At 32.5% G+C, this 13612-nt stretch carries 15 protein-coding genes; 4 read left to right on the top strand and 11 right to left on the bottom strand.

Annotation, left to right across the window (positions count from 1 at the left end):
• Position 1: 1 nt before the first annotated feature.
• The 10 genes from GTH25_RS13685 to GTH25_RS13730 all read right to left on the bottom strand — a co-directional run bounded on the left by GTH25_RS13685 (position 2) and on the right by GTH25_RS13730 (position 9265).
• Entirely contained in the window at positions 2-304 is a 303-nt protein-coding gene (locus GTH25_RS13685) for a helix-turn-helix domain-containing protein (protein ID WP_075673286.1), read from the bottom strand.
• A 48-nt stretch (positions 305-352) separates the two neighbouring features.
• Complete coding sequence (locus GTH25_RS13690) at positions 353-1336, bottom strand: fimbrial protein (RefSeq protein WP_164530667.1); 984 nt, start codon at positions 1334-1336, stop codon at positions 353-355.
• Positions 1317-1610 carry a helix-turn-helix domain-containing protein gene (locus GTH25_RS13695; RefSeq protein ID WP_164530668.1) on the bottom strand — a complete coding sequence of 98 codons (294 nt, stop codon included), beginning with the start codon at positions 1608-1610 and terminating at the stop codon, positions 1317-1319. The genes GTH25_RS13690 and GTH25_RS13695 overlap by 20 nt, the downstream gene beginning before the upstream one ends.
• 21 nt (positions 1611-1631) lie before the next feature.
• On the bottom strand, positions 1632-2129 hold the full coding sequence (locus tag GTH25_RS13700) for a fimbrial protein (RefSeq protein WP_164530669.1): 498 nt from the start codon (positions 2127-2129) through the stop codon (positions 1632-1634).
• Between the two features lie 12 nt (positions 2130-2141).
• The gene (locus GTH25_RS13705) at positions 2142-2663 is read right to left on the bottom strand and encodes a fimbrial protein (RefSeq protein WP_075673282.1); all 522 of its coding nucleotides are present in this window, start codon (positions 2661-2663) and stop codon (positions 2142-2144) included.
• Between the two features lie 86 nt (positions 2664-2749).
• Positions 2750-5257 carry a fimbria/pilus outer membrane usher protein gene (locus GTH25_RS13710; RefSeq protein ID WP_164530670.1) on the bottom strand — a complete coding sequence of 836 codons (2508 nt, stop codon included), beginning with the start codon at positions 5255-5257 and terminating at the stop codon, positions 2750-2752.
• Positions 5258-5281: 24 nt separating this feature from the next.
• Complete coding sequence (locus GTH25_RS13715; RefSeq protein ID WP_164530671.1) at positions 5282-5950, bottom strand: fimbrial biogenesis chaperone; 669 nt, start codon at positions 5948-5950, stop codon at positions 5282-5284.
• Positions 5951-6018: 68 nt separating this feature from the next.
• The gene (locus GTH25_RS13720; RefSeq protein ID WP_075673279.1) at positions 6019-6543 is read right to left on the bottom strand and encodes a fimbrial protein; all 525 of its coding nucleotides are present in this window, start codon (positions 6541-6543) and stop codon (positions 6019-6021) included.
• 600 nt (positions 6544-7143) lie between these two features.
• A complete protein-coding gene (locus GTH25_RS13725; RefSeq protein WP_075674356.1) occupies positions 7144-7749 on the bottom strand; it encodes a histidine phosphatase family protein in 606 nt (201 codons plus the stop codon).
• A 22-nt stretch (positions 7750-7771) separates the two neighbouring features.
• Positions 7772-9265, bottom strand: coding sequence for an SLC13 family permease (locus GTH25_RS13730; RefSeq protein ID WP_098942054.1), 1494 nt, complete (start codon positions 9263-9265; stop codon positions 7772-7774).
• A gap of 109 nt (positions 9266-9374) precedes the next feature.
• Here GTH25_RS13730 and GTH25_RS13735 point away from each other — a divergent pair, with 109 nt between their 5' ends.
• From GTH25_RS13735 to GTH25_RS13750, 4 genes are all read left to right on the top strand, one after another.
• A complete protein-coding gene (locus GTH25_RS13735; protein WP_164530672.1) occupies positions 9375-10289 on the top strand; it encodes a LysR family transcriptional regulator in 915 nt (304 codons plus the stop codon).
• Positions 10290-10409: 120 nt separating this feature from the next.
• Positions 10410-11234 (top strand): VanW family protein, encoded by an 825-nt coding sequence (locus GTH25_RS13740; protein ID WP_164530673.1) that lies wholly within the window; start codon positions 10410-10412, stop codon positions 11232-11234.
• A gap of 226 nt (positions 11235-11460) precedes the next feature.
• Entirely contained in the window at positions 11461-12039 is a 579-nt protein-coding gene (locus GTH25_RS13745; protein ID WP_202983537.1) for a YebB family permuted papain-like enzyme, read from the top strand.
• A gap of 192 nt (positions 12040-12231) precedes the next feature.
• A complete protein-coding gene (locus tag GTH25_RS13750; protein ID WP_164530674.1) occupies positions 12232-13161 on the top strand; it encodes a Dyp-type peroxidase in 930 nt (309 codons plus the stop codon).
• 72 nt (positions 13162-13233) lie between these two features.
• On the opposite strand, the gene GTH25_RS13755 is transcribed toward GTH25_RS13750, so the two are convergent.
• Positions 13234-13581 carry a hypothetical protein gene (locus tag GTH25_RS13755; RefSeq protein ID WP_075674358.1) on the bottom strand — a complete coding sequence of 116 codons (348 nt, stop codon included), beginning with the start codon at positions 13579-13581 and terminating at the stop codon, positions 13234-13236.
• Positions 13582-13612 lie beyond the last annotated feature (31 nt).

Raw genomic sequence — 13612 nt, forward strand, 5'->3', positions numbered from 1 at the left:
ATTAACGCCAAATATCGTTACTTGCGATAATTGACTCTGATTGATAATGACTTTTTTTATTCTCTATTTTATCTTTATCAACAACATGTTGAACATCATCAAAAAAGTAATTTAAATCGACATCAAAAAGATAGGATAAAATATAAATACTTTCTGCATGGATGTTTGACTCACCATTTTCAAAACGAGATTGATGTTGCTGGCTTATTCCCAATAAAGCACCAAACTCACTGCCACTCATACTGTGTGTTATTCTTAACTCTCTAATTTTAGCGCCAACTAATCTTGATATTTCTTTATTCATAACATCTCCGAAAAATAAAATTGATAATATCAAAAATACACTCATTAATTATTCGTACAAAATATTTACCGTAGCAATTGAGTTAGCACTTCCTGGTGTTATAGTACTTCCTGTTTTTATATAACGTGCTTTCCAACCAAAAATATAATCGCCTGATGCAACCTGATTTTGTAAACTATTTTTAGTATTTAATTTAATAGGATTATTATTTTTATCTAATAACTGAATTCCAATTCCTGTTGCTGAATTTGTACCTGATAACTTTAATTTGCCTGTATTTACATCAATATATCCAGCACTACTCGTCACAGTGGCTTTAATATTGGTACCTGCAGCACAACTTAGCGTAATGGGAATATCAACATTTTTACTTACATCACCAATATTTTTAAATTGGGTATCATACCAAGTGCCCATATTAACATTGTAACTAGATGATTTGGTTGAACATTTTAAAGAGTTTATTCTTATTGCATTTAACGGTAGAAATAACGATGTTAAATTCCAAGTAGTATTGCGAGGTGCAGTATTATTCTGCACAGCTTTAGCAACCTCTCCCAATTTTAAGCTTCCTGACTGTGTTACTTGGCCTGTTTTTATTATCTGCACTCTCCAATAAGGATTGGGCATATGATATGTTTTACCAACTTCAGTAGACTTACTAACCCAGTCAAAATTAATAGCACCTATATTATTAAAATAAACTTTCACTCCAATTCCAGGAATATTTGTCTGTACAATTTTATTCGCATTAGGCACCCATCCATTAGTATATTTCGCAGAAATTGATGCATTACCACATTGCCCATCAGTACCTGAGTAGGTATTTATAGGTCCATTTTTATAATTGATCTGAATTTCTTCTAATACACGAGTTCCCATATCATCATATTGAATTGAATAGACTCTATTCGGTATATCAGCCCTAATATTTCTGAGATTTGGATTTTGAATACAAGCAGAAAAAGTATACGTGGAATAAAATAAAGCCCCACTTAATAAAAAAATAGATTTAGTGCTTATATGGCGCATTTTTATCTCCTAACTTATCTATTATTTTAGTTTTCATCTCTTTTTGCTCTTCTTCATCTAAAATAAAAAATTGGCTTAAACAAATATCAAAAGCACGAGCATATTGATAAAGTCTATCTAAACTAACTCTATTAATACCTCGTTCATATCTTGATTGCTGTTGTTGACTGATACCAATTATTTCCGCCAGTTCACTTAAAGTGTACCCATTCATAGCTCTATAATAAGCTATTTTTTTTCCAATCATTTTTGATTCCGGGTAAATATGACTCATTTTTATTTCCTTTATTACTCATTAATTATAAAGAAGCGTGAATTCAAGATGACTTTTAAATGAACCCACTGTGATATTACTTCCATAACCTATAATTCTTGCCGATAAAGGAAATTCAGCATTGTGTGTCTGCTGATTAACGTTCACTATTAATTTTTCATTATTTTTTATAATACTTTTATTTAATTGTGCTGCGATATTTAATGCCGTATTTTTTGCTGTGCCACTATTAATAAAATACTCTGGATAATTAGGATCAACAATCCCTTTTAAGGTCATTGTGACTTTATTCGTTGTTATTGGGCAATTTTTTAACTTTATAGAAAAATTAACCCAATCTGAATTTTGATTGTTTTTAATATTTCTAATATTTATTTTATTAAGATCAATCAAGTAATTTTTTGTTTCTAATTCACAAGGTGATGCAATCACAGAGCCATAAACATTAATATTAACAACACTTGCTACTGCAAAAGGAGAACATAAAAACAATAGGGATAATGGTATGATTTTATACATAATATTCTGCCTCTACCTATAGATTATGGTTGCTGTAATTTTTGCAGATACCGTACCTGGAGTGGCATTTCCAAGTTTACTAAATGCCCGTGTTCTTAAAGGAATATTCACTGATGACTGGCCATTAACCGCGATATACAGTGATTTTTGATTACCTAATGGTATTAATCCATTACTATTTTCATTCTGCAATTGCACGGCAATATTCTTTGCAGTTCCTTCATTTTTATATAAATTATTGACATCAGCATTATCTGGTGTACCAGTAAATGTTAGCTTTACTTGATTTATTGTGGGTGAACAATCAATTAATTTAATCGTAAAATTATTCCACACCGAACTCGAATTTGTTGTCTTAAATAAATTTGCAGGCATTTCCTTTAAATCAATATTAATATTACTTCCTCCAGAAATATTACAAGTTGCAGCTCTAATATTTCCAGAAAAATTAACAGTAACCGTATTCCCAGCGAGTAAAGGAAAACTTATTATTACACTGGTTATTAAAATAAAAAATCTTATTAATATAGTCATTTCACTTTCCTACGCGTAGCAAATATCGACAGCTATAAAAGAAATAACTGGGTTTAATATATTAGCTTTAATGCTATTTAAATTTACTACTGACAAGTCACAGCGACTTTATAGAGTCCTAAATAATCAAGAACACCTGATAAATCATAATTTACATGACATGTTTCATTGTTGTATTTAATAGTTAAGTTTCCGCGTTGTTCTAACCCCGATAAATAAACCTCTCCATCATTACCAACAATACTATTCAATTGGCTGTTATCTTTAAAAATAACTTGAGCACCAAATGGAACTGGTTTTTTATTTGCAAGATTAACCGTCATTAATACGCGATGACCTACGTTAGCAGAAAAATCAGCTTTAACTAAAGCCCCTCGACTAGGCGAAATCGTTTGGCTCGTCAATTCCATTTCTGTATTTTCAGGTAACATTAATGTATCAACTTCTAAAGTATTCTTTCGATACGGCGTAACATAAGGCACTAATGCATAACCACGACTATTGGTTTTGACCCCCGCTTGATTTAGTATCGCAATATCTTTAGCATTTGGAATATCAACAATTGCAGAAGTTTCACCCAGTTGTTGTCCAAGGACTATTCCTCCAGAGTGAGCAACTACGCTACCATTGACCCCATAGTAAAGATTATGGTTGTCTTTGCTATAGCTATACCCCCCAGTAATATCACCTAGTTGACCTTTATAGGATGCATTGATATTTCCAGAAGATCCTTGATCTTGATTGGTAAATCCCTGTTGTGCACTCCAATTTAATCTATTATTGAGTTGAGATGCAGAAATTCCCACACTGCCTGTGCTGGTATTATGATTACTACTATTGGTATTAAAGTTATAATAAAAAGTATCATCAAAAACACTAAAGGGCACACTCACCGAAAATGCAAATAAGTGTTCGTTTTCACTTTGTGTTTTCTCTCCTGAAATATAAGAGTAACGATTTGTATTCTTATTATAAGTATAATTCATTCCATAGCTGATCCCTTGCCAACTATTGTTATAACCTAACGTAGCAGACTGTGTCTTTTTATTACTATTCCAATAATCTTCTTTTATATAACCAATTGCTAAAGAACCATTCCCTTCACCTAGATTTTGGTTAATCGTAATTTCAGCACGATTACGGCGACGTTCAACTTCTGGGCTATAGTTTGTACGTCGAAAACTATCGAATACTTCTGATAAACTATAAAAGCCGTTTGTAGAATAACGATAACCTGCTAATGCTATATTCGTTCCTATATTATTCAGATTTTTATTATATCTAAAACGATAGGATTGACCTTGCTGCTTAGTACCATCATTAAAGGTTGAGTTTGCATGTGTGATATCAACAGAAATTGCACCAAAAACACCTAAGTTTTTTCCTGCTCCCAATGAATAAGATTGATAATCTTGGCTTAACTGGCTACCACCATAAGTTGTCACTCCATAAGGTAGGCCATAAATTAATGTAAATTGCCCAAACTTAGTTTTATCCACATTCTTATCATAAGAGCGATATTCGCCTCCCGTCACACTATAAGATAAATAGCCTTCACGCTGTAAAACAGGTAAAGAAGCAAATGGTACGATTTGATGTTGTTCACTCCCATTAGATTCTTTTATTGTGACGTATAAATCCCCACTACTCCCAGTGGGATATAAATCATTAATCTCAAAAGGCCCTGCGGCGACTTCTGTCTGATAAATAATATATCCATTTTGCTTAATAGTAATTTGGGCATTACTGCGCGCAATACCACGTACTACAGGCGCATATCCGCGTACACTTTCAGGATACATATCATCATCAGTACCAAGTTGTATACCTCTAAAAGGTACGCTATCAAAAACAGAAGAAAGTGATACACCATCCCCTAAAATTAATTGGCTTTTCAGTTGATTAATACTACGCGATAAATACGTATAAACAGTATCCCACTTACTAGATTTATCATCACTATTAGACCAAGTTGTATAATTTCTCAAACGCCAAGGACCTATATTTACTCCAGGTCTTAAATTAATATAGTTTGATGTTGTATTTGAGCCATCACTCTTACGATCATAATTTTTCGAACCGCTATAACTGTAATTTAATAACAGTGCAGTAATACCATTATCTATATTATTTAAATCAACAAATCCTCTAGGATCATTATTCATCGCTATTTGAGGAATACTTAAATATAAGCGTTGAGAATTAAATTGAAATTCACTTTTTGCATTAGGGATCGCTGACAAATTAATACAGTTATTTCCTTTTGTTTCTAATTCCTTGTATTCGCTTGTTTTAACACCAAATTTAGTGAGATCAGATATTGATAAGCAGGGGATTAACTTGCCATTATCTATCTTCTCAAATTTAATATTTTTAGTACCAATTAAATTAGTATTAACATAAATATCAACATAATATTTACCTGGTAACTGCTCATTATTTTCAAACTGAGATAAATCAATTGAGCTTTTATTGGGTAATTCTAAAAAATCAGGATCAAAGTAGATATTATCTGATTTGTCATTTTCCGCATATGATAAAGCCGTATAGCCCAAATATAAAATTAGGCTAATACATATTTTTCTAATTTTCATATTAAAACCTAAATTTATAATTTATTATATTTTCACTTCTGATAAATTCACGCTAGCACCATAGTCATTAATAACTTCCCAATTTATCGTGCCATGTTCATTACCATCATTTATATCAAATGATTTTGTTGAAAAAGGTTCAACATAAGAGACATCATTGACTGATTTCCCATTAAAATTAATTATCTGAAAATTAAAATAATAGGGTGTTGGATTATTCACACTAATTTTTTTTCCAACTTTTGACCATATTAATTTTTTCTGCTCTTCCTCAAAATTTACCTTTTTTAAATTTTCAGGTCGGTAAATTAATTTCATTTGAGTCTTAAAAGCAATCTGCAATGAATTTTCTGTTTTTTCTGTTGCAGGTATTGTTTTTATATTTAGCCAAAATAGAGACTCTTTATCACTAGGTAAATCCCCTTCAGTTAAAAATATCCTCAGCGTATTCGCCTTATCTGGGTTTAGTCTAAATAAAGGTGGAGTAATGGTAAATTTTGACTGTTTATTTTCATTAACATCATCTATCCAAGACTGGATTAAATAGGGAATTTTATCTGGATTTTCAACATTAATACTAACGTTCTTATTCCCTTCTGTATAAATAACTCTAGTTCCGCCAATAATAACACCAGCAGAAGATTGATTAATAAAAAAAAGAATAGAAATTAAAAAGACAATAATAGACTTCATATTATCACCACTATGTTTTTATAATAAGGTTCAAGTCCTTTTAAACCTTAATTTATATTTAATCTTATTTAGTTATAGTTAATAGTAAACGTTGCATTACCATTTGCTAAACCCGCAGTAACAGAATCTGTTTTAGCAATATAACGAGCTCTAAAATCTAAATTATTTTCAATATTTTCTTTTAATGGATAGGCTTTAGATGCTGTAAATAAAGGTACTACAACATTTGCATCATCCGTAATTTGAATACCCACTCCAGTTGCTACACCCGACTCTTTTTTCAGGGCAATAACACTGTCATCACCTACATATGAATCTGCGTCAAATTTAACAGATGCAGTGGTCACTGTTTTAGGGCAATTAATTAATTTAATTGTGAATTTTGTCGCTGCAGCAGTACTTCCTGTACTTGGTAATGCTTTTTTAGAGACAGTACCTAAATTAACTTTTAAAGCATCAGAACCCGCTGCTAATTCACATGCGTTGTCTATAATTTCACCTGTAAAATCAATAGTACCATCTGCTGCTAATGCATTATTAGTGACAAAGATAGTCGCCGCAGCAATTAATGTTGCAAGTAAATTTTTTCTCATTTTTTCTCCGATTAATTTTTATTAATAAAACAAAATTAATTAAAAAATACTTAATTAACTCAGTATGTGAGTATTATCTAATTGTTTTTTACAATAAACAAGTTTTGGTTATAGCGGTATAATATTCATTATTTTTGATTTTAATCAGGATTTAAAACCAAGTGAACTCTTTATTAGTTAACTAATAAAGTTTATTTTTAATTATTTTAAATTTTCATATATTGATACAACATTGTTAAATCAAAATAAAAGTTAAATACTATTTTTTATTAATAAATAAATTTTTATTTCATTTTATAACGCATATGGTGTGAGTAAAAAAAAGTATTATTTTCTCTTAATAATAAAAGCTACTTTTTACTCTATTTGATTAAATTAAACCCACCACATGTTACTTTTGAATGAAATTCGACTTAATCTATTAGTTACAAATTGTATAAAAAAGAATAAAAAACATTATTTACAAAATGTATTCTTTTATTTTCATAGACAAAAAAAAGAGCAAGGTTTCCCTTGCTCTGATTTAATATCGGAGTGCTTTTTAAATAGTTATATAAATTAAATTACTACGATTAATTTGAAAACCACTACTTATTAATCTTAATCAGCGACATTCTTATCTGGCATATAAGAGCCAATATTATAGGCTTCTAATTTTGGTGCTTTGTCAGAATTAAGATCAAAATTAAATATCGTTATTGTGCCTGGTGTTGCTGGTAATAAAAACTCAGGAGATAAATTTAAAAATACTTTGCAGGCGGCACGAATAACTCCACTATGCACAACCGCTAATAAATCGCTGTCTTCTTTATGCACCCATCCTTGTAATGCCGCACCAATGCGATCACAAAAATCAAACCAATTTTCGCCTTTAGGTGGCGTATATGTTCCTGCTCGCCAATTTTTGTATTTATCTGCATGGTGTCTTATAAGTTCTGGTTTTCGTTGTCCCGTCCACTCTCCCATATTTAACTCACGCAATAATGGCTCTTTAACTGCTTCAGGATGACCAACAATTTCTGCGGTTTGTACTGTTCTGCCTAAATCTGACGTAATAATCCTAGCAGGTGATAATAATTTAATACTCTCTTTTATCGCCATTGCTTGATTAATACCTTTTGGTGATAAACATGAATTAGCATGTCCTTGTAAGCGCGATTCCATATTCCATAAGGTTTCACCGTGTCTTAATAAAATTAGTCTCATTATTATTCCTTAATTTAATGGTTTAAAGACCATATCCAAGAATTTGGAACCAAGTAAATATCGCAATAGAAATTACCGATGCCCCAACAAAACAAGTAATTAATCCATATTTCATTTGCTCTAATACACTAAAGTAGCCACTTGAGAAATAGATAGTATTTACTTTCGAATGTGGTGGTAAGGTAATGGTATAAGTCAGTGTAAATGACGCAGCTAATGCCAATGTAACCGGATCCATGCCCAATGTTTTAGCAAGTGCAATAATGGCCGGAATTAAGATGGTTGTTTTTACTGTTTTACTGGTAAAAATTAAATGGCTATACATGCAGATAAAGACAACTACAATATAAACCATTGTAGTGCTCATATTTTCTAGCCCGAGCCCATAAACCATTTTACCAATTAACCATTGTGCTCCTTCTGTAGATTCTAAGGTGTTACCAGCCGCATAAGCACCTGCTGCAAATATCATTAGATCCCATTTGATATTGGCTTCATTCCACGTTAATAAGCCAATACGAGGCATCAGGCAAAGAATGGCAGCAATAACAGCAGTCATATAAACACTAATCTTGAAGCCAAACATATCTTGGTGATAGCTTTCGGTTGCCCATAAGAACACTGCCATTAAAAAGATATACATGGCTTTTTTCTCATTCTTAGTTAATGCACCAAGTTGAGAACGTTCTTTTTTCAATTTCTCTAGCGAGCCTTCAAAATCCACTTCCCCTTTAAAAGAGAATAATTTTAATCCAATAAAAAAGGAGATAGTCATGCCAACAATAGCTAATGGGAAAGAGGCAATTAGCCAATCCATATAACCAATAGAACCGCCAGCTTGTGAATTGATAAATCCAACTGCAATAATATTAGCGGCAGTACCCGTCATTACGCCGGATGTTGCCAAGGCATCAGCTTGTACACCTTGCAACATCATTAATTTCCCGTAATTGCTTTTTCCGGGAATTGCCTTATGTATCTCTAATAAGATCATACAAATAGGCACCATTAATGTTGCGCGTGCAGTCGTTGAAGGAACAAAGAAAACTAAACTAAAGTTAATTAAAATAAGAACAAATAACGCTTTTTTGGGGGTTTGCCCAAATTTGGTGATCATCCATAAAGCAAAGCGTCTGGCAATATTCGATTTGATCATGGCGGACGTTAAAACAAATGCTGAAACCATCAGCCAAATAACGTCATAACCTAATGTACCGAAAACCACTTTCTCTTTTGCGACAGTTCCCGTTATTGGAAGCAAAACAATAACGAGCATTGAAGTTAAATAAATGGGTAAAGAACCACACACCCATAAAATTAACGCAGCACAAAAAATAGCAATGGCTTTTTGCCCTTCAATACTTAATCCATCTGGTGTTGGCATAAAAAATAAAACAAGCAATACCAATAAAGCTAAAGGTATTCCTATTGTTTTTAAGGTTATTTTCTTACCGTTTTGTTTTGGTGATGATGGCGCTGGTTTAGCGATGTCATCTCGCTTCGCAGTCTTTTCCATAACCGATTCCTCTTAATGTGTAGGGTAGGAAGTCCAGTATAGAAATATTGAGGTATAAAGATAATTGTATTAATATATTATAACTATAAAAATAATTTATGGTGTTGATATGAATTTAAGCCAACTTGATGCTTTTTTACTACTTGCCAACGGTTTTAATGTCACTGAAACTGCAGAACGCCTATTTTGCACTCAACCCAGTGTGAGTATTAAAATCAGAAAGCTAGAAGAAGAGTTGCAAACAACATTGTTTGAAAGGATCAATAATCGGCTTTATTTAACTCCCCAAGGTAAGGTTTATCAGCAGTACGCAACTCAGATTATTAATTTAGTAAAATCCTCTTCTGAGCATATGCGACAATTTGATGATCCCTCTAAAGGTGAAATTAAGTTTGGCGCTAGCCATTTTGTTGGCGTTTACCTATTGCCTCAAATTATGGCGCAGTTTAGAGAGCAATATCCTGATGTGAAATTAAGCATGGATATTTCAAGTTCAACCCAACTTATCCGTAAGCTTGATACCCAAGAATTAGAATTTTTGATCATGTCAGATCATATCTATTTAGATCCGACGGAATATCATCTTGATACTTTTCTTATCGATCCCTTAGTGCTTATTTGTTCACCTGAACATTGGTTGGCAAAAAAGAAACATTGCAGATTTTCTGATATTGTATCAGAAGTTTTTCTGATCAAACCCGAGCACTCTGCTACCCGTGACTTTTTATTAGATAGGATCCAAGAAAATAATAAAGAACTCAAAAATGTAATGGAAATAAATAGTTTAGAAGGAATAAAACAGGGGGTTATTCACGGTTTAGGGATCTCAATTTTATCCCGTTTATCTATCATGCAAGAATTAGAATCTGGTCTTTTATGTGAAATTGCATTTGATGATATTCAATTTAGCCGAGGCATTCGTTACTTTTATCATAAAGAAAAATATATCTCCCCAGCCACTAAGAATTTTTTATCTATCTTACAATCTCAAGCTCAAATTTTAACGAAAGATATCAATAAATAAATTTAGCAGCTAAATTCTTAGTCCTCTTATTTTAAGGATATCAGCGTATCAATATCCTCATTAAATCGTTATCATACTCCCGTTTATTCCTTTCTATTTGTTATTGTTTAAAAGGATTTTATGCGTAGAACACTCTCGTCTTATCACCCTATTCTTTATACTTTGAGAGTGGCGCAACGTCGTTTCTTCCGTTCTCTTAGTTGGTATTTTTCAGGTCGAAAATACAGCAGAGACGTTCAACCAGAACAACGACTTTCTTACCGTTATTTAAAACATACATCTAAATTGATTAGTCGCCGTGGCGAAAGTGATATTCAATTACAATACAATAAAATAACGAATCTTAAATTAGTCGAAAAAGCGTTAGATGGCGTAGTGATCAAACCGGGTGAGTATTTCTCTTTTTGTTATTTAGTCGGTAAACCTAGCTATAAAAGAGGTTTTATTGATGGTATGCAACTCTCCTATGGCGAAGCACGAAAAGGTGTAGGCGGTGGAATTTGTCAGGCGAGTAATTTAATACATTGGTTAGCATTACACTCTGAATTAAAAGTGATTGAAAAGGCAAATCATAGTTTTGATCCTTTTCCTGATGAAGGACGAGTACTTCCTTTTGGCTCTGGAGCCGCAATTTTTTATAACTATGTAGATTTAGTCTTATATAATCCAACACCTTATGATTACCAAATTAGATTACATGTTGCTGAACATCAGTTAGAAGGTGAGCTCCTTTGTAGTGAAGCAAGGGAATATCGTTATCATATTTATGAGAAGTCTTCTTCTTTTTTCAAAAAGGGAGAGCATGTATATCGCTGTAATGAAATTTGGCGAGATATTTACACTAAGAACAATGTAGGTGCTTTTCCTCAATTAATTACATCAGAGTTACTTTATGAAAATAGCGTGGTCGTAAAATATGATATTTCAAATGAGAGACTAAGTTAATTTACTTAAATATATATTTATTACTCAATTAAAATATTAATTTAATATTCTAATTTTATCTTCTTATTCTGAATAAATAATGATTTTCCTCTTAAAATTAAGAACATCTTAAATCCGAGCGTTCTTTTTATCTTAAGATCATTGAGTTATCAAATAGAAACCTTATCTACTTATTATGGTCAAAGAATGGTGATTATATTTCTATTTAATAGGTCATATAATGATGATAAAAATTGGTTATCCACAAAAATTAGAAGTTGGTGATATCGTATTTACGTGTATTGGTACCTCTTTATTTCGTCAAATTTCCTCAGCTTCTTTATGCTGGAGTAATCATGTTGGCATTATTATTGGTCATAATGGTGAGGATTATTTAGTTGCCGAAAGCCGAGTTCCGCTCTCAACCACAACCACATTAACCCGCTTTATTAACCGCTCTGCGGGCAAACGTTATGCAATACGCCGGCTATCAACACAACTCTCTGACGAACAAAAAAATGCACTTGTTGCACAAGTACCTGAAAGATTAAATAAGCTTTACCACACAGGTTTTAAATACGACTCTTCCCGCCAGTTTTGCTCTAAATTTGTTTTTGATATTTATAAATCAGCACTCTCTATTCGTGTAGGTGAAATAGAAACATTCCAAGAGTTATTAAGCAAAAATCCTAATGCCAAATTACAATTTTGGAAATTATGGTTTATTGGGCAAATACCGTGGGAAAGAACTACTGTCACTCCAGCTAGTTTATGGGAACATCCGCACCTATCTTTAGTTTATCAAAGTCATGAGAATATTAATTAATACAGTGTATTAGCATTATAAAAAATAGAGAAAACAATAGCATTTCTGATAATGTTTATTGATAAAAATCTGAATAAAACTCAAACCCTCTCTTTGTAATAGGGAGTTTTTTGGTGTAAAACTAAAAAAACAATGTTTTGTAAATATAACTTAATTACTATTCATCTATATATTCGTCATTTAGGGATCACCATGAAATACCAAGATGTTACGAAATCACCCTGTGAGAATGCTTATTTTTTAGTTTTTAACCTCACCCATTCACCTGAAAACCGCGATACACTGATCGATTTTTGTAATAATTTTTCTGGCCTGATACGTAGTATGAGAACACGTTTTCCTGAATTGGAAACAAGTTGTGTAATGGGATTCGGGGCAAATGCATGGGCTACATTATTTCCCAATCAGCCTAAACCCAAAGAGCTAAATACCTTTAAAGAAATTAAAGGTGATACTTATACCGCGGTTTCAACTCCAGGCGATCTTTTTTTCCATATTCGAGCTCTCAAAGTTTCAGCCTGTTACGAATTAGCATCTATCATCAGCCAAAAGCTAAAGAATATTGTTACGCCTGTTGATGAAGTACATGGGTTTAGATATTTTGATGGGCGCTCTATTATTGGTTTTGTCAATGGAACTGAAAACCCAGAATATGAAGATGAACGAGCTTCTTATGCCGTTATTGGTGATGAAGATCCTGAGTTTGCAGGTGGCAGTTACGCTTTTGTACAAAAATATATTCACGATATGGAAGCATGGGAAAAACAGCCTCTTATCGAACAAGAAAAAGTCATTGGTAGACATAAATTTAATGATGTGGAATTAACCGATGAAGAAAAAGAGCCTGGTTCACACAATGTTGTCACCAATATTCAAGATGAGAACGGCGAAGATTTAAAAATTGTCAGAGCCAATATGCCTTTTTCCAATCCATCCCAAAATGAATATGGTACTTACTTTATTGGTTATGCACGTTATTTTTCAACAACTAACCGTATGTTAGAAAATATGTTTACAGGTACACCTGAGGGCCATACGGATAAATTGCTTAAATTCAGTACCCCTATAACGGGTACATTATTCTTTGTTCCATCACCAGAATTTCTGGATGATCTAGCATAATTTCTATTACAAGTAGATATATAGGCTTGCTACTTATATATCTACTTTCTATTCTGGTTTTTTCTGGATCAACTACAAACCAAATACATTAACGTAAAACTCTTTGCCGTCATCTGTACTTTCAATGGTATAAGTAATTGGAATAGAGTTTTTGCCACCTTTACCTTCAAAAGAAAGTTCCGCAGCACATGAGTAAGTATCTCTCTTCTCATCATGTTCACGAGTACGTACGCTTTCTACTTTGATCTTAATTTGATCGATCACAGCCGCCATTTTTTGATCACGTAATTCATCTTTTGTTATATCAACCACTAAGTTTTTTGCTTCAGTGCTATCACAATTAGGTGTTGCATCACCACATCCCACTAACGGTAACGCTAATGCACCTAATAAAGCTAATTTTAGAATACTAGTTTTCATACTGGTTATTTCTTCCTTACTCACGAGATAA

Origin of the sequence: Proteus terrae subsp. cibarius (assembly GCF_011045835.1) — a bacterium.
Lineage (GTDB): Bacteria > Pseudomonadota > Gammaproteobacteria > Enterobacterales > Enterobacteriaceae > Proteus > Proteus cibarius.

Excerpts from the sequence above, each read along its gene's own strand:
- GTH25_RS13700 (WP_164530669.1), bottom strand. The coding sequence starts at position 2,129 with ATGTATAAAATCATACCATTATCCCTATTGTTTTTATGTTCTCCTTTT.
- GTH25_RS13750 (WP_164530674.1), top strand. The coding sequence starts at position 12,232 with ATGAAATACCAAGATGTTACGAAATCACCCTGTGAGAATGCTTATTTT.
- GTH25_RS13685 (WP_075673286.1), bottom strand. The coding sequence starts at position 304 with ATGAATAAAGAAATATCAAGATTAGTTGGCGCTAAAATTAGAGAGTTA.
- GTH25_RS13690 (WP_164530667.1), bottom strand. The coding sequence starts at position 1,336 with ATGCGCCATATAAGCACTAAATCTATTTTTTTATTAAGTGGGGCTTTA.
- GTH25_RS13735 (WP_164530672.1), top strand. The coding sequence starts at position 9,375 with ATGAATTTAAGCCAACTTGATGCTTTTTTACTACTTGCCAACGGTTTT.
- GTH25_RS13695 (WP_164530668.1), bottom strand. The coding sequence starts at position 1,610 with ATGAGTCATATTTACCCGGAATCAAAAATGATTGGAAAAAAAATAGCT.
- GTH25_RS13710 (WP_164530670.1), bottom strand. The coding sequence starts at position 5,257 with ATGAAAATTAGAAAAATATGTATTAGCCTAATTTTATATTTGGGCTAT.
- GTH25_RS13730 (WP_098942054.1), bottom strand. The coding sequence starts at position 9,265 with ATGGAAAAGACTGCGAAGCGAGATGACATCGCTAAACCAGCGCCATCA.
- GTH25_RS13715 (WP_164530671.1), bottom strand. The coding sequence starts at position 5,950 with ATGAAGTCTATTATTGTCTTTTTAATTTCTATTCTTTTTTTTATTAAT.
- GTH25_RS13740 (WP_164530673.1), top strand. The coding sequence starts at position 10,410 with ATGCGTAGAACACTCTCGTCTTATCACCCTATTCTTTATACTTTGAGA.
- GTH25_RS13705 (WP_075673282.1), bottom strand. The coding sequence starts at position 2,663 with ATGACTATATTAATAAGATTTTTTATTTTAATAACCAGTGTAATAATA.
- GTH25_RS13720 (WP_075673279.1), bottom strand. The coding sequence starts at position 6,543 with ATGAGAAAAAATTTACTTGCAACATTAATTGCTGCGGCGACTATCTTT.
- GTH25_RS13755 (WP_075674358.1), bottom strand. The coding sequence starts at position 13,581 with ATGAAAACTAGTATTCTAAAATTAGCTTTATTAGGTGCATTAGCGTTA.
- GTH25_RS13725 (WP_075674356.1), bottom strand. The coding sequence starts at position 7,749 with ATGAGACTAATTTTATTAAGACACGGTGAAACCTTATGGAATATGGAA.